This window comes from Agrobacterium sp. NPDC090283 (assembly GCF_044769685.1).
Lineage (GTDB): Bacteria > Pseudomonadota > Alphaproteobacteria > Rhizobiales > Rhizobiaceae > Agrobacterium.
In genome coordinates this window covers 69,107-88,026 of sequence record NZ_JBIVYG010000013.1, presented here as the reverse complement: position 1 = coordinate 88,026, position 18,920 = coordinate 69,107, and the positions used below count along the sequence as shown (strand labels likewise).

Annotated in this window: 15 protein-coding genes and 1 riboswitch; of the genes, 7 read left to right on the top strand and 8 right to left on the bottom strand. The window is 61.1% G+C overall.

Annotation, left to right across the window (positions count from 1 at the left end):
* Window positions 1–98 precede the first annotated feature (98 nt).
* Window positions 99–632: a DUF1003 domain-containing protein gene (locus tag ACIQUH_RS18575; RefSeq protein WP_400817678.1), complete on the bottom strand. Its 534-nt coding sequence runs from the start codon at window positions 630–632 to the stop codon at window positions 99–101.
* 116 nt (window positions 633–748) lie between these two features.
* Entirely contained in the window at window positions 749–2,689 is a 1,941-nt protein-coding gene (locus ACIQUH_RS18570; protein ID WP_400817676.1) for an LTA synthase family protein, read from the bottom strand.
* A gap of 221 nt (window positions 2,690–2,910) precedes the next feature.
* Between ACIQUH_RS18570 and ACIQUH_RS18565 the strand changes: the two genes are divergently transcribed.
* Window positions 2,911–4,590, top strand: a complete 1,680-nt coding sequence (locus ACIQUH_RS18565; protein WP_400817674.1) for an NAD+ synthase — start codon at window positions 2,911–2,913, stop codon at window positions 4,588–4,590.
* 276 nt (window positions 4,591–4,866) lie between these two features.
* Here the strand turns inward: ACIQUH_RS18565 and ACIQUH_RS18560 are convergent, their stop codons facing one another.
* A complete protein-coding gene (locus tag ACIQUH_RS18560) occupies window positions 4,867–5,244 on the bottom strand; it encodes a glyoxalase superfamily protein (protein WP_400817672.1) in 378 nt (125 codons plus the stop codon).
* 192 nt (window positions 5,245–5,436) lie between these two features.
* Between ACIQUH_RS18560 and ACIQUH_RS18555 the strand changes: the two genes are divergently transcribed.
* Both ACIQUH_RS18555 and bluB read left to right on the top strand, forming a co-directional pair.
* Window positions 5,437–6,267: a hypothetical protein gene (locus tag ACIQUH_RS18555; RefSeq protein WP_400817670.1), complete on the top strand. Its 831-nt coding sequence runs from the start codon at window positions 5,437–5,439 to the stop codon at window positions 6,265–6,267.
* An 85-nt stretch (window positions 6,268–6,352) separates the two neighbouring features.
* Window positions 6,353–6,537, top strand: a riboswitch (cobalamin riboswitch).
* Window positions 6,538–6,633: 96 nt separating this feature from the next.
* On the top strand, window positions 6,634–7,347 hold the full coding sequence (gene bluB, locus ACIQUH_RS18550) for a 5,6-dimethylbenzimidazole synthase (RefSeq protein ID WP_400817668.1): 714 nt from the start codon (window positions 6,634–6,636) through the stop codon (window positions 7,345–7,347).
* A 67-nt stretch (window positions 7,348–7,414) separates the two neighbouring features.
* On the opposite strand, the gene ACIQUH_RS18545 is transcribed toward bluB, so the two are convergent.
* From ACIQUH_RS18545 to ACIQUH_RS18530, 4 genes are all read right to left on the bottom strand, one after another.
* Window positions 7,415–8,368, bottom strand: coding sequence for a hypothetical protein (locus ACIQUH_RS18545; RefSeq protein WP_400817666.1), 954 nt, complete (start codon window positions 8,366–8,368; stop codon window positions 7,415–7,417).
* Window positions 8,369–8,470: 102 nt separating this feature from the next.
* Entirely contained in the window at window positions 8,471–9,130 is a 660-nt protein-coding gene (locus ACIQUH_RS18540; RefSeq protein WP_400817664.1) for a hypothetical protein, read from the bottom strand.
* A 377-nt stretch (window positions 9,131–9,507) separates the two neighbouring features.
* Window positions 9,508–10,620: a DUF2865 domain-containing protein gene (locus ACIQUH_RS18535; RefSeq protein WP_400817662.1), complete on the bottom strand. Its 1,113-nt coding sequence runs from the start codon at window positions 10,618–10,620 to the stop codon at window positions 9,508–9,510.
* Between the two features lie 135 nt (window positions 10,621–10,755).
* Entirely contained in the window at window positions 10,756–13,071 is a 2,316-nt protein-coding gene (locus tag ACIQUH_RS18530) for an NADP-dependent malic enzyme (RefSeq protein ID WP_400817660.1), read from the bottom strand.
* Window positions 13,072–13,299: 228 nt separating this feature from the next.
* Here ACIQUH_RS18530 and ACIQUH_RS18525 point away from each other — a divergent pair, with 228 nt between their 5' ends.
* Window positions 13,300–14,139 (top strand): UDP-2,3-diacylglucosamine diphosphatase, encoded by an 840-nt coding sequence (locus tag ACIQUH_RS18525; RefSeq protein ID WP_400817658.1) that lies wholly within the window; start codon window positions 13,300–13,302, stop codon window positions 14,137–14,139.
* Window positions 14,140–14,393: 254 nt separating this feature from the next.
* Here the strand turns inward: ACIQUH_RS18525 and dgcA are convergent, their stop codons facing one another.
* Entirely contained in the window at window positions 14,394–15,377 is a 984-nt protein-coding gene (gene dgcA / locus ACIQUH_RS18520; protein ID WP_400817656.1) for an N-acetyl-D-Glu racemase DgcA, read from the bottom strand.
* Window positions 15,378–15,520: 143 nt separating this feature from the next.
* On the opposite strand from dgcA, the gene ACIQUH_RS18515 reads away from it, so the two are divergent.
* The 3 genes from ACIQUH_RS18515 to ACIQUH_RS18505 are packed head-to-tail and all read left to right on the top strand — an operon-like array spanning window position 15,521 to window position 18,910.
* Entirely contained in the window at window positions 15,521–16,681 is a 1,161-nt protein-coding gene (locus tag ACIQUH_RS18515; protein WP_400817654.1) for an ABC transporter permease, read from the top strand.
* A 10-nt stretch (window positions 16,682–16,691) separates the two neighbouring features.
* The gene (locus ACIQUH_RS18510; protein WP_400817652.1) at window positions 16,692–17,531 is read left to right on the top strand and encodes an ABC transporter ATP-binding protein; all 840 of its coding nucleotides are present in this window, start codon (window positions 16,692–16,694) and stop codon (window positions 17,529–17,531) included.
* Between the two features lie 8 nt (window positions 17,532–17,539).
* Window positions 17,540–18,910, top strand: a complete 1,371-nt coding sequence (locus ACIQUH_RS18505; protein WP_400817651.1) for an MlaD family protein — start codon at window positions 17,540–17,542, stop codon at window positions 18,908–18,910.
* Window positions 18,911–18,920: the final 10 nt, after the last annotated feature.

Sequence of the window (18,920 nt, the reverse complement as noted above, 5' to 3'; positions counted from 1 at the left end):
CTCGGTTTCAACCACGTCTGGCATCCACCCGGCAGGACTGGATACAAGATAACAGCACGCGGCAGGGCGGGGAAAAGCGGGGATGAATTTTTCCGGCGTCAGTCTTCCTTGCGGGTGACATGGCGGTGCAGCGCGGCAAGATCCTGGCGCAGCGCGGCCAGTTCGGCCAGCACCTTCACATCGATCTTTTCGTGCAGGGAAAGAACTTCAAGCTCGGCCTTCAGGTTCACCTCGTAATCCTTGGCGGCCTCGAAACGGTCGCGCGCGGCCTGCCGGTTCTGCGACATCATGATGATCGGCGCCTGAATGGCGGCCAGCATGGAAAGCAGCAGGTTGAGGAAGATGAAGGGGTAGGGATCGAAGGCGCCGGTGGTCAGGATGATGGTATTGATCACGGCCCAGAAGATCAGGAAAAAACAGAATGCGAGGATAAAACCCCAGGAGCCGCCGACCCTGGCGATATTGTCGGCCAGCCTGTCGCCCAAACTCGCGCCGGCGGAAAATTCCGCGTTGGTGTCGGTCGAAATCAGCTTTTTCTGATGTGACAGTTCGAGAATGCGCCGCTCCACTTCGCCGATTTCGCGGGAGGAGCGCTTGAAATGCGAAACGATATAGTCGGAGATATCTGACACGGTGTGTCTCCGGTTCTGGTGGGGCGATGCGGATATTTCCCGAGATAAACCCGCATGGTGGCGGAATTCAAACGATTTCCACCACCATGCGGTTCAGGCGTCGCCGCCGAAAATCATCAGACCGCCGGCGTGCCCTCGTGCAGCCAGTTGAAACCGGGGAAGAAGCGCTCGCGGCCATATTGCTGGCCGAACATCATGTCGAATTGCAGCAGGCGGTAGTCGCGCACCACGTCGGGAACGGCGTTCGGGGCAATAGACCAGTCGGGCAGGGCGTTGCCATCGGTCGTCACCAGCATATGCCGGTCGATGACGGAAAAGGCCTGCTGCACCTCGCCGAGCGTGCCGGTGTAGAAGGGATCGGAGAAGCCCGCCGTCTTCAGCACGTGATAGGGCAGAAGCGCCGGGCTGATGGTGCCGATATTCTTGCGCACGCCCTTCTTGGAAGACCAGACGACCAGCGGCGTCTCGTGTTCCTTCTTCATCACGTCAAGCGGTGCGCGGCGGCTGGCCACCATGCCCGGCATGTAGCCGCTTTCCACGAAGGTCTGGCCGAGCGGCGGCAGGTGATCGCCGAAGAGGACGATGATGGTTTCGCGGTCGCGCTTCTTTGCCCAGCGCATCAGTTTCAGCAGCGCTTCGTCAGCTTCCGCCACCCCTTGGGAATAGGTGGCGAGTGCCTGCGAGGCCGAGGCGGAGAGATCGCCTTCGATGCCTATGGTGTTTTCCGCGTAACGGGTCGCCTCGTAGGGGCCGTGTCCCTGCAGGGTGACGGCGAAGAGGAAGAGCGGGTTCTGCGCCTTCTCGGCCGCCGCCATGATCTCGTCCATCAGCGCATCGTCCGAGGCGAAGTTGCCGCGTTTTTCCATGGCCGGCAAAGTCTCTTCGGAGCGGAATTCCTCGAAGCCGAAATTCGCGTAGACCTGCTTGCGGTTCCAGAACCATTCCTGGAACGGGTGCATGGCGATTGCCGAATAACCTTCACCGCGGAAGAAGCTGGCGAGCGAGGGCACGGGGCGGCGGATATATTGCTGATAGGGAATGCTGCCATAGGGCAGGAAGGCGTTGGAAAAGCCGGTCAGCGCCTCGAATTCCACATTCGCCGTCATGCCGCCGAACTCGGGCGAAAACACATTGCCGGACTGTTTGGCGCGGATCGTCGGCATCGGGTCGGCAGAAAGGTTCACATTTTTGAGCCGGGCGGGATCCCACAGCGATTCGCTCATCAGCATGATGACATCGGGGTAATCGCCCTTGTTGGCGGCGAAAGAGGCGGGTTCCGAGGTAAGATCGGCAATGCTGTTTTCGCCGTAACCCTGCGGGGTCGAGACGTTGGCCATCGGAATATTGAAGGCGAAGGCCATCAGGAAACCGTTATGGCGGTAATTTTCCTGCTGGTCCCACATCATGGGAATGATGTTGAGGCGATCGCGGACCCAGGAATAATGCGAATAATCCATCAGCGAGGCGAGGCCGGCAAGAAGCGGCAGCGCCAGCGCGAGACCGGCGGCGCGTTCGCGCCAACGCAGGATGGGCGAATGACGGCGCGCTAGCAGCCAGAGGGCCGCAAGAGCGGCAATCGTGGCGCAGATGCCGAGAGCGACCAGCACCGCCGTCAGCGGTTGGGCCTTCAGCATCGTGGGCAAAAGCTCAAGTATCTGGCGGCCGAACAGCAGGTCGGAGGGATAAAGCGGATCGGAGAGATAGGTCTGCTTCTGCGCGGAAATAAGCCCGGTCAGCGCGCAGAGCGGCGCAACTGCGATGAGGGACAGATAACGCCGGCCAAGAAGTGCATCCAGTGCGACGAGAAGGGTGAGCACGGCGGCAATGGTGGTCATGCCCGGGCGGGCGGAGGAGGTGAGGAAAACACCGACATCATGGAGCGAACCACGGGCGATCCATTCCAGCGCCACGACGAGCACGATCGACGCGACCGTCAGATTGGCAAGCGGATGGGCCGCGGCCGAAAGCTTCGAAAGGCTCCTTGTCCATGCGGGCGAAAAGACGAAACCAGCCTTTTCGGAAGCCGTTGTTTTTGGCGCCGAATCTCTCAAACTCATACTCCGGTATTTCAGGCGTCCGCCCAATCCGGGGAGATGAATCGGGCGTCGCAAAAGTGTCATGTAACTGTCACATAAGCGCGATGAACGCGACATGAACTTTGCGCAACCTGGCTGGCGCGGCGATAACCTTAGCGTGAACGCGTGCCTGCCATGCGTAACGGATGCCGCCATGCAATTGCCGCGTTGCGGAGCGGGCACGGGCGCGGTATTGAAAAGCCATGAGCGACAGACACGATATAGAGAACCATCTCCGGATTGCCGTCGGGCAGTTCAATCCCACCGTTGGCGACGTGGCGGGCAATCTCGCCAGGGCGCGCGAGGCAAGGGCCGATGCGGCAACGCAGGGCGCCGACCTTCTGCTTCTGACCGAGCTGTTCATTTCAGGCTATCCGCCGGAGGATCTGGTGCTGAAGCCGGCTTTTCTGAAGGCCTGCCTGAAGGCGGTGGAAGAGCTGGCGGCGGAGACCGCCGATGGCGGGCCGGGTGTCGTCATCGGTTTTCCGCGACAGGGCGAAACGGGCCGGCACAATTCTGTGGCGCTGCTGGATGGCGGCAAGATCATCGCGCTGCGCGACAAGATCGACCTGCCGAATTACGGCGAGTTCGACGAGAAGCGGGTTTTCGCCGAAGGATCGATTTCCGGTCCCTATAATTTTCGCGGTGTGCGCATCGGCATTCCGATCTGCGAGGAAATCTGGAACGACATGGGCGTGTGCGAAACGCTCGCCGAAAGCGGGGCGGAAATCCTGTTGGTGCCGAACGGGTCGCCCTATTATCGCGGCAAGCTCGATGTGCGCCATCAGGTCGCGCTGAAACAGGTGATCGAGAGCGGCCTGCCGCTGGTTTTCGCCAACCAGCTGGGCGGGCAGGACGAACTGGTGTTCGACGGCGCGAGTTTCGGTTTTAATGCCGACAAGACGCTTGCCTTCCAGATGAGCCAGTTCGAGGCCACACTTGCCGTCACCGACTGGAAACGCACTGCCGATGGCTGGCATTGCGAAAGCGGGCCATTCTCGAAAATTCCCGAAGGCGAGGAGGCGGATTACCGTGCCTGCATGCTGGGATTTCGTGACTACGTCAACAAGAACGGCTTCAAGAGCGTGGTTCTCGGCCTTTCCGGCGGTATCGATTCGGCGATCTGCGCGGCACTGGCTGTCGATGCGCTGGGCGAGGAGCGGGTGCGCTGCATCATGCTGCCCTATCGTTATACATCGGAAGAATCGCTGAAAGACGCCGCCGATTGCGCGAAAGCGCTGGGCTGCCGTTACGATATCGTGCCGATTTCGGAGCCGGTGGAAGGGTTCCTCTCGGCGCTCTCCGATCTCTTCGAGGGCACGGAAGAGGGCATTACCGAGGAAAACCTGCAGAGCCGCACGCGCGGCACCATTTTGATGGCCGTCTCGAACAAGTTCGGCTCGATGGTGGTGACGACGGGCAACAAGTCCGAGATGTCAGTGGGTTACGCCACGCTTTATGGCGACATGAATGGTGGTTTCAACCCCATCAAGGACCTTTACAAGATGCAGGTCTATGCCATTTCCAGCTGGCGCAACGCCCATGTGCCGCCGGGCGCGCTCGGTCCTTCCGGTGAGGTGATCCCGGCCAATATCATTTCCAAGGCCCCGTCGGCCGAATTGCGGCCCAACCAGACCGACCAGGATTCGCTGCCGCCCTATCCGGTGCTGGACGATATTCTGGAATGCCTGGTCGAGAAGGAAATGTCGGTCGAGGAAATTCTGGCGCGCGGCCATGATGTGGCGACCGTGCACCGGGTGGAGCATCTGCTCTATCTCGCCGAATACAAGCGCCGGCAATCGGCGCCGGGCGTGAAGATCACCAAGAAGAACTTTGGGCGTGACCGGCGTTATCCGATCACCAACCGGTTTAGGGATCGGTGATTGCGACGGTTTCCGGAAGGCGTGGTTAACGCCGAATCTTCTTCATAAACAGGGCGATTGCTGTACGAAGGTGCGGCAAATTTCTTCTCCCCGCCGGGGAGAAGGTGGCCCGAAGGGTCGGATGAGGGGGCTAGCTCTCGATCTATCTCGACCCTCACCCCCTCATCCCGCTGCCGCGGACTTCTCCCCGGCGGGGAGAAGAAACAAGTGGCATGCGCCCGGTCCACGGCGCGGATATGTGAATGGCGCGGAGAGCACCCGCGCCGCTTCCTTACCTTAAATAACCTGCCCCACATCGATGCGGTTGCCATCCGGGTCTTCGAACACAAAGGCGCGCAGGCCATAATCCTTGTCCTGCAGCCCCTTGATGATGCGCAGCCCCTGGCTCTTGCACAGCGCGTGCAGCGCATCGACATCGCTGACCATCATATGCGCGACATTGAAGGGCGCTGCCTTGTGGGTGGGCTGCAATGTCAGGTGCAGCTCGGCATTGCCCTGTTTGAGGATCATGAAACCGACGGGGGTGCCGTTTTCGAAGGTCTTTTCGAAGCCCAGCACGCCAACGTAAAAATCATGGGCCTTTTCGATATTCCTGACAGGAAGCATGGCGGCGATCCGCCCGAAGCGGATGCCGTGATCGGCGATGGTATTCATCGCGGAACCTCGGATCTGGGAGAAACGGCAGGCGGCGCGGACGGTGCCGGGGCGCGGGCGTTTTTTCCGGTTTGAATTTGCAGGACGGTGCCTGCCGCCCTAGGATCATAATCGAGGCGATGGCGGATGCAAACGGAATGTCTCTATTGCCGAGCGCCTTGAGCGAGAACACAGACACGCCCGGGAGGCAGAATGCGCAGCTCCATCGAAATCTTCAACATCCGCACCCGGCAGATGCGGGTGGTGTGGCAGACGCCTGATCTCTTCGAAGCGCCGAACTGGTCGCCGGATGGAAAATACCTGCTGTTGAACAGCGAGGGGCTGCTTTATCGCCTGTCTCTTTCCGGTAGGGCCGCGCCGGAAAAGGTCGATACCGGCTTTGCCGCGCTCTGCAACAACGATCACGGCATTTCGCCTGACGGTTCGCTTTATGCCATCTCCGACAAGGTGGAATTCGGCAAGAGCGCCATCTATCTCCTGTCCTCTATGGGAGGCGCACCGCGGCTGATGACGAGGAACCTTCCTTCCTACTGGCACGGCTGGTCGCCGGATGGGAAAAGCTTTGCCTATTGCGGCATTCGCGATCAGGTCTTCGATATCTATTCCATGGATGTCGAGACTGCCACCGAGACGCGGCTGACCCATGGCGAAGGCCGTAATGACGGTCCGGATTATTCGCCGGATGGTGCGTGGATCTATTTTAATTCCAGCCGCACCGGGCAGATGCAGATCTGGCGGGTGCGGGTGGACGGTTCCGCTGTCGAACGCATTACCGACAGCTCCTATGGCGACTGGTTTCCGCATCCGTCACCCAGAGGTGACAAGGTGGTGTTCGTCTCCTATGACGGCGACGTCTTCGACCATCCGCGTGACCTCGACGTGCGGGTGCGGCTGATGGATATGGATGGCGGCAATGCCGAGACGCTGTTCGAGCTTTTCGGCGGGCAGGGCACGATGAACTCGCCCAACTGGTCACCGGATGGGGATGAATTCGCTTATGTCAGGTACTTTCCGCTAGAGTGACGGGCAGGACGAGCGAAGGTGTGGGATCGCCCGTGGTCACTTTGCCGCACCACCGGCGGGATACTTGCATTTGCAAGTTTTTTTGCCCATAGGTTTTGGGTCAGGTGCCTGCCGTTGAGGCGGGAGAATCGGGAATTCGGTGAAAGACCGGAACGTGCCCAGCGCTGTGAGGCGGATGCCCTTTTTCTCATGCCACTGAAGTCATTCGGGAAGGCGAAAGGGGGCGGATGAAGCCGAGTCAGAAGACCGGCCTGGCAGGATAGACCGAACCGCGCGGACGGCGGCAGGTTGCTGAAGAGGCGCGTCGTGCATGCGAAAACCGGCATGGTTTCGGCAACCGCGCGCCCGCATTGTTGGGGTTAAACGATGCCGACCGATCCGTCCGCTGGCAATCCATTGCAAGCCAGTTCAAGCGATCATGCGCTTTCACCCGCCCGCCCGTTTTCCGGCGCGGAGCGCGAGGCGATCTATCGCGCCATCGAGACGCGGCGCGATGTGCGCGACCAGTTCCTGCCAGATCCGCTGCCGGACGCCCTTGTCGAGCGCCTGCTGAAGGCGGCGCATTCGGCGCCCTCGGTCGGTTTCATGCAGCCGTGGAACTTCACCCTCGTTACCGATGGCGCCGTGCGCCAGGCGGCATGGGTGGCCTTCAGCCGCGCCAATGAAGAGGCGGCGGCGATGTTTGCCGGCGAGCAGCAGGCGCTTTATCGCAGTCTCAAGCTTGAAGGCATCCGCAAGGCGCCACTCAGCATCTGCGTCACCTGCGATCCGACGCGGGGCGGCAAGGTGGTGCTGGGCCGCACCCACAATCCGCGCACGGATGTCTATTCCACCGTCTGCGCCATCCAGAACCTCTGGCTCGCGGCCCGCGCCGAAGGCGTCGGCGTCGGCTGGGTCAGCATTTTCCACGACAGCGACATTCGTATTATTCTTGGTATTCCCGACCATATTGAAATCGTCGCCTGGCTGTGCCTTGGCCGGGTCAACGAACTTTACACTGAACCGGAACTGGCGGTGAAAGGCTGGCGGCAGCGCGTGCCTTTGGAGGAACTGGTGTTCCGCAATCGCTGGGGCGGTTGACCGGGCGGCTCCACCCCTCCCGGACGAAACCGGGAAGGGTGGGCTTTGAAGGGTGGCTTTCGTCTCTTCAAACGACAGTGCAGTTAAAAAGATTGAGGATGGGGTGAATGGGGCTGGCGAGGCTGATCGCGCCGCTTGCACCCCAGAACAATCCGACGACATTATTGCCGGCGGTGTCGATGACGGCGCTGCCGCTATCGCCCGGCTGACTGAAGACCTCGCCGGCCCGACGCGGCGATATGCCGATCTGGTTGCGCATATTCGGCTGCTGTACGTCGTAAAAGCCGGAAACGACGCCATTGGTGATATTGGTCGTCACGCCCGATTTCGTGACATTCATGTTGAGCGCCGCAACGGCCGCCCCCAACGGCGAGGGGAGGTTGTAGATTGCGCCGATGGTGGCGAGCCGGCCATTCGCCGGGCTGGCGACAGCCGCATCGACGCCATAGGGCGTTCCCTGATAGACGATGTTGCCCCTCTGGAAAGCGACGATATTGGCGGCAAGATCGCCAAACCAGGTGCGTGCCGGTTGCGACACGTCATCGCCGATCTGGGCATTGTCCCGGCAGATGACATGGGCATTGCTCATGATCAGCGGTGCTCCGTTGGCGGCCCGGACGACCAGCCCGATGGTGCCGACGGTATCCGTCCAGGACCAGTAATCCGGGCTGCCGCTGATGCCGCCGACCATCGGCTCCACGACTTTTTCGCGCGGGTTGTCGGAAAGGCGTCTGGGGTGATCCTTCCATTCCGTGCCGGGCGCGGGCGGTGTCAGCACCGCCTCGCTCGGGCGGTCGAAGGATCCTTCCCGTACCTGCAGCGGCGCGCCGCCCAGCGTCGTCATCAGACCCGCCTTCAGCGATGGCTCCGGCGCGCGGTGGTAAAGGATCAGGCCAAGCTCCTGTGTCAGTTCGCCGGCGGCGTCCTCAAGCAACCCGACGCCGATCGCCGTGACGCCGGGTATGCCTGTCAGCTGATGGTAATGCCGCTCCTTGAGCGCGGTGAGTTCCTCGAAAGTCATTCGCTTGCCTCATGGAAAAAGGGGTGAAGGATGGATGTCCGGCTTTACAGGGGCGGCGTGTCCGGTGGGGTGAAGGGCTGCGCCGCCCGTGCCTGAGAGCCGTCAGTTCAGCGGAATGATCTTGCCGCTGGAGAGAGCGCCGCCGCCGGCCGGCGGAGGACCGCCAGCCGCCGCCTGATCGGCGAGCATGCGGTATTGGGAGGTGCCTTTTTCAGTGCTGATGGTGCCGGAAACCGTGTAGAGATAGACGTCGCCGGAGACGGCGTAGTCGTTGCTCTGATTGTTCACATAGAACTCGATCTCGACAGTCGACATATTAGTCGCGCGTTCCAGGAAGGCGTCCATCAGCATGGTGATCTGCTGATCCGTCAGGCCCTTGGAGCGCATTTCCTGTTTGGTCTTTTCATAAGAGGCGGAAGCGCCGCCGCCGCCGAAGAACCAGGTCCAGACCGAGAGATTGGCGCTGGCCGTGGTCTTTTCGTATTCGTTGATCTCCTCGCGGTAGGAAGCATCCAGCATTCCGAGCGCAAGCGTGTTGAGGTCCCTCACATCCTGGCTGGAAAGGGCCGAGATTTGCAGCTGGGCCTTGATTTTTCCCGTGGTATGCGCCGGCACGGTATAGGAAATGCCGGTCAGCTGTCCCATGCCGGAGACCGAGATGGAATAGGACTCCTTCGCTTCGCCTGTCGGCAAAGTTGCGATGACCGGGACAAAAGGATCGAGCAGTTTGACGCCGGTTGCGGTGATCTGAATGGATGTCATGGCTATACTCCTGATGGTTGTGTGCTTCATGGGTCAATGAAACTCTGATCGTCCACTCGGGGTCGAGATGGGCGACATGATCGTCTGGAGATGCATGAAAGGCGCGAGCGGCTAAAGCCGCACCACATATATATATTTTGCATGTTCTGCTTATCCACTTTAAGTGGATTTTTTTATAATATGCACTCTTACAGCGAAGTCAATCGCGTTCGTGAGTACAACTTCTATATGAATATTTGCCGGCAAATGGGGTGAAGAATGTGTTTATCCATGGCCGAAGGATGGATCAAAGCAGGCCGCGGGACGGGCGCGGCCTGTACGGAAGTGACGCATCGCGTCTGGCGTCGTGGAACATGCGAGGGCTGGCAGCGCCGTCTTTATTGCTGCGGCTGTATGCCCTTCAATGCCGGGTTCTTCAGGTCGATCCGGCCCGTCTGGTCCGGCAGGAATTTCGGGCCGATGACGCGGACGCGGCTATCGTTCGGATCATAGTCGCGTTCGGGCACGGGCTGTTCCGGCGGTTTTGCGGCCTGTTGCTGTTCGGCAGGCTTCTCAGCCTTGTCACCACTCCTGTCACCTTGGGGTGATGGAATGGTGGTGATGCCGGAATAGGCTTTTTCGGATTCCGGCCGGGCCGCCTCTTCCTGCTTCTGCATATCCTGGTGATAGGCGGCCATGTTGCAGGCGCAGCCGGGCGCTTTGGCAGACGAATTACGATAGGCGAAGGCGGTCGGCAGGTCCTTGTAGGGTTTGCCGGTTTGCGCAGACACCATGTCGGCGGTTTCCTGATCCGCCATGGAGTGGAAATAAAGCTCCGTCTCTGTCCCCGGACACATTTTCTGGCATTGCTCCGCCTGGGCGCGGAAATCGAGCGGCGAAGCGTTGGAGGCAATCGGGAAAAACGAGCCGTCGCAGGTGCGCACGCAGAGTGTGCGAAGTCCGCCCTCGGCGGCGTTTGGATAGGGCGACAGGCCTGCCTGTCCCGGTTCACCGCCATTCTGCCGGAAGGCATCGGGGTAACGCGTGACATCGGGCGCCGGCGACACTTGTGGGTTCATGTCCTCTGCGGGGCTGCAGCCATTGGCGTCGAGTGCGGCGAGAATGCGCTGGCGCCTGATGTCGCCGTCGTCACTGCGCGCCGCCGCCATGGCATCGTCCCGGTCGCGGATGATCGCGTCGCGTTCGGCTTCGGCATCCGCCAGCGCATCGCCGATCTCGGCGCAGAGGCCGGCATTGGGATTGCCATAAACGATGACGCTGCCGGAGGAGCAGCCATAACCGCGCAGGTCGTTCCGGATCTTGCGGATGACGATGTTCTGGCGGGCGAGCGCATTGGCATAACGCCGCACCTCAGCCGTATTGCCGATGACGCGGGGCGGCGCGCGCAACTGCGCATAAAGCGTATCGCAGACCTGATCCGCGAAAGCGGCGGCCGGGGCGAGGAAAACAAGGGGAAGCAGGAGGCCGATGATGCGGCTGCGGCGGGTCAATTGTTCGATCCGTTCGATGTCCCCGGCCGGTGGCAGGGGCGTTATACTTCACGAAATCCGTGTTTCAGGAAGATAACATAAGCTGTTGCCGCAATGCGGCAACAGCATGTTCAAAATTGCGTTAATAGGCCTTCATCACATCGAAGGATGCGAAGCCTGAACGACGGCGAAGGCCGCCATGTTGACGACGCCGCGCGAGGTGACGCTGGGCGACAGGATGTGGGCGGGCAGGGCCGTGCCGAGCAGGATCGGGCCGACATGCAGGCCCTCCGTCAGCGTGCGGGTGACGCCGAGCGTAATGTTGGCGGCATCGAGGTTCGGGAAGACCAGCAGGTTCGCTTCGCCGGTCAGCACGCTGTTCGGCATGGCGCGTTTGCGCAGCGCTTCCGAAAGCGCCGAGCCGCCCTGCATTTCGCCGTCCACTTCCAGTTCCGGCGCGGCTTCCTGCACGATCTTCAGGGCGCGGCGCATCTTGCGGGCGCTTTCGGAATCGCGCGAGCCGAAATTGGAGTGGCTGGCGAGCGCCACCTTCGGCGTGATGCCGAAGCGGCGGATTTCCTTGGCCGCGAGAATGGCCATTTCCGCCACTTCCTCGGAGGTCGGGTCGTAATTGACGAACGTATCGGTGAGGAACAGCGCGCCCTGCTGGGTGATGAGCAGGCTGAGGCCTGCAAAGGAACGCACGCCTTCCTGCTTTCCGATGATCTGGTTCACGTCGCGCAGGTGGCGGTCATAGCGGCCTTCGAGGCCGCAGATCAGCGCATCCGCTTCGCCACGCTTCACCGACAGCGCACCGATGACGGTCGTGTTGGTCCGCACGATGGTACGCGCCGCCTCCGGGTTGATGCCGGCGCGGCCGACAAGGGCGAAATAATCATCGACATAATCGCGGTAGCGCGGATCGTCTTCCGGATTGACCACGGCGAAATCGCTATTCGGGCGGATGCGCAGGCCGAAGCGCTTCAGGCGCGTTTCGATGATCTGCGGACGGCCGATGAGGATCGGGATGCCGGTGCCTTCTTCCAGCAGCACCTGGGCGGCGCGCAGCACGCGTTCGTCTTCGCCTTCGGCAAAGATGATGCGCTTCTTTTCGGCGGCCTTGGCGGCGTTGAAGACCGGCTTCATGATGAAGCCGGAGCGCCAGACGAAACGGTTCAGCTGGTCGAGATAGGCTTCGAAATCGGTGATCGGGCGGGCCGCCACGCCGCTTGCGGCGGCGGCGCGGGCAACCGCCGGGGCGATGCGCAGGATAAGCCGCGGATCGAAGGGCGAGGGGATGAGGTAGTTCGGGCCGAAGACCGGCGTTTCGCCGCTATAGGCTCTGGCGGCCACTTCGGAGACTTCCTCACGCGCAAGCTCGGCGATGGCCTGTACGGCGGCCATCTTCATTTCCTCGTTGATCGTGGTTGCGCCGCAATCCAGCGCGCCGCGGAAGATATAGGGGAAGCAGAGAACGTTGTTGACCTGGTTCGGGAAATCCGAACGGCCGGTGCAGATCATCGCATCCGGGCGGGCGGCCCGGGCCGCCTCCGGCATGATTTCCGGATTGGGGTTGGCGAGCGCGAGGATCAGCGGGTTTTCCGCCATGCGCTCGAGAAGTTCCGGCTTCAGCACGCCGGCGGCCGAAAGGCCGAGGAAGACATCGGCGCCGTCGATCGAGTCCGCCAGCACGCGCTTGTCGGTCTTCTGGGCGTAGACTTCCTTCCACTCGTCCATCAGCGTGTTGCGGCCGTCATAAACGAGGCCTTCGATGTCGTGGACCCAGATGTTTTCTTTCTTCGCGCCCATGGCGACAAGCAGGTTGAGGCAGGCAAGTGCTGCCGCACCCGCACCCGATGCAACGATCTTGACGCTCGCGAGCGACTTGCCGGCCAGTTCCAGCGCGTTGGTTACGGCGGCGGCGACGATGATCGCGGTACCGTGCTGGTCATCGTGGAAGACGGGGATATTCATCTTTTCGCGCAGCTGGCGTTCCACCTCGAAACATTCCGGCGCCTTGATGTCCTCAAGGTTGATGCCGCCGAAGGTGGGCTCCAGCGCCGCGATGGTCGATACCATGTCGTTGATGCCCGGCGCATCGATTTCAATGTCGAAAACGTCGATACCGGCGAATTTCTTGAAGAGGACGGCCTTGCCTTCCATGACAGGTTTGGAAGCAAGCGGGCCGATATTGCCAAGGCCTAGCACCGCCGTGCCGTTGGAAATGACGGCGACGAGGTTGGCGCGGGCGGTATATTCCGCTGCGGTTTCCGGATTTTCATGGATGGCGAGACAGGGGGCGGCGACACCGGGCGAATAGGCGAGCGCCAGGTCGCGCTGGTTGCCGAGCGGCTTGGTGGCCTGGATTTCCAGCTTGCCGGGGCGCGGATAGCGGTGGAAAAAGAGCGCCTGTTCCTCGATGTCGGCCTTTGCCGTGTTGGCGGGCGTGTTGTTCTTATCGTGAGAGGTCATTCTTCCACCGTCATGTCTGGTTCAATTCCGGCCCCCTGAATACAACAAACTTCCCCGTGGTACAGCCGTTATTTGACCGCACCTTATGCAAATGCGGCCACGGCTTATTCGCGTTTTCGTGAAGGCTTTCGTCATATTCCCTATAAAAACCGGCGTCTGTCATGTTGCTGAAACACGAGTCTGGTTCTGAGAGGTGAGAAAGCCGCAGGGACGCAACCGAACAGGGGGATGAAATCCGTGGCCGGTCAAATCGAAACCAGACAGTTCAGAACGCTTTTCATTTCGGATGTTCATCTCGGCTCCAAGGCGGCCAAGACGGACTATCTGCTCGACTTCCTGAAATATCACGAGGCCGAGACGATCATTCTCGTCGGCGACATCGTCGACGGCTGGCGCCTGCGCCGCAGCTGGTACTGGCCGCAGGGCTGCAACGACGTGGTGCAGAAGCTCTTGCGCAAGGCCCGCAAGGGCACGCGCATCGTCTATATTCCCGGCAATCACGATGAATTCCTGCGGGAGTTCCCCGGCATGCATTTCGGCGGCATCGAAGTGGCCGAACGCATGATCCACGAGGCGGCCGACGGCAAGAAATACCTCATCATCCATGGCGACGAGTTCGACGTGGTGGTGCGCAACGCCCGCCTGCTCGCCTATCTCGGCGACTGGGCCTATGATGCGGCGATCGCCATCAACATCGCCATCGCCGCCGTGCGCCGCCGCATCGGCCTGCCTTACTGGTCGTTTTCGGCCTGGGCCAAGCTGCAGGTCAAGCACGCCGTCAACTTCATCGGCGAATTCCAGCGCGTGGTGGCCGAAGAGGCGCGCCGCAACAATGTCGATGGCGTGATCTGTGGTCACATTCACCATGCTGTCATGGAAGACATGGACGGCATTCGCTACATCAATACCGGCGACTGGGTGGAAAGCTGCACGGCGATCGCCGAAAATGCCGATGGCAGCTTCGAGCTGATCACCTGGATGCAGACCAGCGACGTTACCGCCGAGCAGGCATCGGACGGGATGGAGCCGGTGGATATTCCGGGGTTGATTGGCAAGCACGCGGCCTGATTGGGGCCTGCGGGCTAAAGGGATACCTGGCCTTCGGTGTTTCCTTGCGATAAATGCGCGCTCGTGTGGGACGAGTGGATGCCGCTTGTTTCTTCTCCCCGCCGGGGAGAAGGTCGCGGCAGCGGGATGAGGGGGCAAGCTCTCCGAAATCCGGCAACGGTGCCCCCTCATCCGACCCTTCGGGCCACCTTCTCCCCGGCGGGGAGAAGAAATACGTGGCGGCGTCGCACCTCATCAGGCTTTAATTTCAGGGCTTACCCCCACAATTCCGGCCGCGCCGGATAAACCAGCGAACCCTCATAAACCAGCCCCGGCACACGATCCTCAGCCAGCAGCAGCGGCCCGTCGAGATCGGCGAAGGCGGTTCCCTGCGCCGCCAGCACGGCGGGCGCCATGCCGAGCGAGGTGCCGAGCATGCAGCCGACCATGATGGTGAAGCCGAGCCGTTCCGCTTCCGCCTTCATGACGAGCGCCTCGGTCAGACCGCCGGTCTTGTCGAGCTTGATGTTGATCGCGTCGTAACGGTCGCGAAGGCCGGCGAGGTCCTTTGTCGAATGCACGCTTTCATCGGCGCAGATCAGCACCGGATGGTCGATGCGGGAAAGGATGGCATCCTTGCCGGCGGGAAGCGGCTGCTCGATCAGCGATATCTTCAATTCCGCCGCAAGTCTCAGATAATATTCGATATTATCATCATTCCAGCCCTCATTGGCGTCGATGATGATGCGCGCATCGGGCGCTGCGGCGCGCACGGCCCGCAGGCGGGCTTCGTCATCGGTGGTGCCGGTCTTGATTTTCAGCAGCGGGCGAGCAGCGTTTTCCGCGGTCTTCGCAGCCATGGTTTCGGGGTCGGCGAGCGAGATCGTATAGGCGGTGACGAGCGGTTTTGCCGCCTGTCCGAGAACCTGTTCGGCGGCGCTCTTGCCGCTGATCCTGGCCTCGAGGTCCCAGAGCGCGCAATCCACCGCGTTGCGGGCCGCCCCCGGCTTCATCGCCTGCTGCAGTTCCTGCCGCGTCAGGCCGGCGGCGACCCGCTCGGCCATCGCTTCGATATCGGCGATGACGCCCTCGATGCTTTCGCCATAACGCGGATAGGGCACACATTCACCTCGGCCGGCGAAGGAACCATCGCGGATGGTGCACGTTACGACATCCGCATGCGTGCGGGTGCCGCGTGAAATGGTGAAGCTGCCGGCAACGGGGAAACGTTCTGTTGTGGCTTGCAGGTAACGGGGCATGTTTTTTCACTTCCGATTGGGCGGCAAAAGACACATGACGCCAAATTTATCACGAATTGTCAGCCGTCACTGTGGCCTGCCGGAGGCCAAAACGTTATGAAACCTTTAAGAATCTCGTGACGGCTGCACTCGCTCGGAGCATTATGCAAGAACAGGACACACGGCAACAGGCGAACCCGGCCGCAATCACCGAAGACGGTTCCGTCTCCGGCGGCGGCTCGCGTTATGTCATGAGCGGCTCCTGGCGCAACAGCAATCTCTCCGGCATTTTCGAGAGCCTCGACAGGATTGAAAAAAGCAAACCCACAGGTCCCGTGGACATCGATCTTTCCTCGGTGGAGGCGATCGACACGACGGGAGCGTGGATCATCCAGCGCTTGCGCAGGGACCTCGAGGCGAATGGCGCAACCGTTACGCTGACCGGCAACGACCGGATCGAAGACGTCATCGGCCAATTGCCTGACAAGGCGGAGATGGAGGCCGAACCCGTCGCCAGGCCGGGACTGGTGGAGCGTATTTTCGCGCCGATCGGCCAGGCCGTCATCCAGAACGGCGCGGATTTTCTGGCGGGCATGTATATTCTCGGCTCCGCCGTGCGCGGCGCGCAGATGAAGCTCGGGCGGGGGCGCGGCGTGTCGCCGGCGGCGATTGTCAACCAGATCGACCATATGGGCGTGCGCGCCGTGCCGATCATCATGCTGATGTCGTTCCTGATCGGTGCGATCATCGCCCAGCAGGGCGCGTTCCAGCTCAGATATTTCGGTGCGGAAGTCTTCGTTGTCGATCTGGTCGGCATTCTGCAATTGCGCGAAATCGGCGTGCTTCTGACCGCGATCATGATCGCCGGCCGTTCCGGCAGTGCGATCACGGCGGAAATCGGCTCGATGAAGATGCGCGAGGAAATCGACGCGCTGAAGGTCATCGGCCTCAACCCGGTGGGCGTGCTGGTGTTTCCGCGGCTGGTGGCGCTCACCATCGCGCTGCCGCTTTTGACCATTCTCGCCAATTTCGCAGCACTTTTCGGCGCGGCCATTGTGGCGCTGCTTTATTCCGGCATCACGTTTGAGGTGTTCCTGTCGCGCCTGCACGGCGCGGTGGAGGAATCGACCATTGCCGCCGGCATGATCAAGGCACCGTTCATGGCGCTCATCATCGGCATCGTCGCGGCGGTTGAGGGCATGAAGGTGGGCGGTTCGGCGGAATCGCTTGGCCAGCACGTCACTTCCTCGGTGGTGAAGTCGATCTTCGTCGTCATTCTGGTGGATGGCCTTTTCGCCATCTTCTACGCAGCCATCGATTTTTAAGGGGGCCGCGTTGGAGAAACAGGATCAGACACCGCAGCAGCAGACCAGAACCGGAAAAGACGGCAAAGAGGTGGTACTTTCCGTCGAGGGCGTGACCGTCGGTTTCAACGGCCGGAACGTGCTCGAAAATCTCGACCTCGATGTCTATCGTGGTGAAATTCTGGGCTTTATCGGCCCCTCCGGTGCTGGCAAATCCGTGTTGATGCGGGCGATTTTGCGGCTTCTGCCGCGGCAGGCAGGCGCGATCCGCATTCTCGGCACCGATTACGACAAGGCGAGCGAAGACGACCGCATGATGCTCGACCAGCGGCTTGGCGTGCTGTTCCAGCAGGGCGCGCTGTTTTCCGGCCTGACGGTGAAGGAAAACATCCAGCTGCCGATGCGCGAATATCTTGATCTGCCGAAGAAGCTGATGGACGAGCTCGCCTATCTGAAGATCGAGATGGTGGGCCTGAAGCCGGATGCCGGCGACAAATATCCTTCCGAGCTTTCCGGCGGCATGATTAAGCGCGCCGCGCTCGCCCGGGCGCTGTCGCTCGATCCCGACCTCGTTTTCCTCGATGAGCCGACTTCCGGCCTCGATCCCATCGGGGCGGCGGAATTTGATATGCTCATCGCACGCTTGCGTGATTCGCTCGGCCTGACCGTCTATATGGTGACGCACGACCTCGACAGCCTGTTCTCCGTCTGTGACCGCATTGCGGTGCTCGGCCAGAAGAAGGTGCTGGTGGAAGGGACATTGCAGGACATGTTCGCCTGCGACGACCCGTGGGTGCAGTCCTATTTCCGCGGCAAACGGGCGCGCTCTGTCGTTCTTCCGGACGGCAAACATGAAAATCCGGTGGAGTAACAAGAAGCATGGAAACCAAGGCGAACTACACCATAGTCGGAATTTTCACGCTGATCGTGATCGCCGCCGCATTCGGCTTCGTTTACTGGATGGCGGAATTCGGCCGTGGCGGCCCGACGGCGCAGCTTGTCGTGCGTATTCCGGGCTCCGCGAACGGTCTTTCCGTCGGTTCTCCCGTGCGCTTCAACGGCATTCCGGTCGGCACCGTGCGCGGCCTTGCCATCGACCGCGACGACCCGGCCTATTCCATCGCCTTCACCGAAGTGCAGGCCGATGCCCCGGTTTTCCCGTCCACGCGCGCCGTGCTTGAAATTCAGGGCCTGACGGGTGCTGCCTATATCGAGCTTTCCGGCGGCAACAAGGATGGCGAGCGCATTCTGCAGAAAGCCGTCGAAAGCGGCGTTCCCGCCGAACTGACGGCCGATCTTTCCAGCGTTACCAACCTGCTTGCGACTGCCGACAAGATCCTGAAGCGCGCCGATGGCGCGATCGGCGAATTGCAGGGTTTCGTGCAGGATGCCCGTGGCCCGCTGACGCAGACGGTGCGCAATGCCGAAAAATTCTCCGATGCGCTGGCGGCCAATTCCGACGGCATCAAGAATTTCATCGCCAGCCTCAGCTCGCTCTCCACCACCGTGCAGTCGGTCTCGGTGCGTCTCGACGGCACGTTGACCGCCATCGAGGATCTGGTGAAGGCTGTGGATGCCGGCAAGATCGATTCCATCCTGTCGAATGTCGACAAGGTGACGAAGGATGTCGCGTCGGCTTCGAGCGATATTCAGGGCATCATGGAGACGGTGCAGAGCACGGCGCGCAATTTCGAGGCGGCGAGCACCGAGGTGCAGACGGTCGTAAAGCGTGCGGATGATCTTCTCGCCTCCGTCGATCCCGCCAAGGTGGGCACCGTGGTTGATGACGTTTCCTCTGCGACCGCCGATGCGCGCGATGCGGTGGCGAACTTCAAACGGATCGCCGATGACGTCGGCGCGCGGCGCGCCGATATCGATCAGGCGGTTTCCGACTTTACCGAAATGGGCCGCAAGCTGAACCTCGCCTCCAGCCGCGTCGACGGCATTCTCGCCAAGGTGGACGGTATGCTCGGCACCGATGACGCGAATTCGCTGTTTGCCAAGGCGCGTGAAACACTGACCTCGTTCAAGGCCGTCGCCGACAATCTCAATGCCCGGATCGGCCCGATCGCCGACAATCTGACCCGTTTCTCCAGCTCGGGCCTGAAAGATTTCCAGGCGCTGATCGGCAGCACGCGGGTGACTGTCGACAATCTCAACAATGCCATCACCAATATCGACCGGGATCCGCAGCGGTTGATTTTCGGCGGCGAAACCGTGAAACAATATGATGGCAGAACAAGGCGCTAAGAGGGGTATG

Bases quoted from the DNA above. Each gene is read 5' to 3' on its own strand.
- ACIQUH_RS18515 (WP_400817654.1), top strand. From the start codon at position 15,521: ATGCAAGAACAGGACACACGGCAACAGGCGAACCCGGCCGCAATCACC.
- ACIQUH_RS18565 (WP_400817674.1), top strand. From the start codon at position 2,911: ATGAGCGACAGACACGATATAGAGAACCATCTCCGGATTGCCGTCGGG.
- ACIQUH_RS18570 (WP_400817676.1), bottom strand. From the start codon at position 2,689: ATGAGTTTGAGAGATTCGGCGCCAAAAACAACGGCTTCCGAAAAGGCT.
- ACIQUH_RS18540 (WP_400817664.1), bottom strand. From the start codon at position 9,130: ATGACATCCATTCAGATCACCGCAACCGGCGTCAAACTGCTCGATCCT.
- ACIQUH_RS18530 (WP_400817660.1), bottom strand. From the start codon at position 13,071: ATGACCTCTCACGATAAGAACAACACGCCCGCCAACACGGCAAAGGCC.
- ACIQUH_RS18560 (WP_400817672.1), bottom strand. From the start codon at position 5,244: ATGAATACCATCGCCGATCACGGCATCCGCTTCGGGCGGATCGCCGCC.
- ACIQUH_RS18525 (WP_400817658.1), top strand. From the start codon at position 13,300: ATGAAATCCGTGGCCGGTCAAATCGAAACCAGACAGTTCAGAACGCTT.
- bluB (WP_400817668.1), top strand. From the start codon at position 6,634: ATGCCGACCGATCCGTCCGCTGGCAATCCATTGCAAGCCAGTTCAAGC.
- ACIQUH_RS18545 (WP_400817666.1), bottom strand. From the start codon at position 8,368: ATGACTTTCGAGGAACTCACCGCGCTCAAGGAGCGGCATTACCATCAG.
- ACIQUH_RS18555 (WP_400817670.1), top strand. From the start codon at position 5,437: ATGCGCAGCTCCATCGAAATCTTCAACATCCGCACCCGGCAGATGCGG.
- ACIQUH_RS18505 (WP_400817651.1), top strand. From the start codon at position 17,540: ATGGAAACCAAGGCGAACTACACCATAGTCGGAATTTTCACGCTGATC.
- dgcA (WP_400817656.1), bottom strand. From the start codon at position 15,377: ATGCCCCGTTACCTGCAAGCCACAACAGAACGTTTCCCCGTTGCCGGC.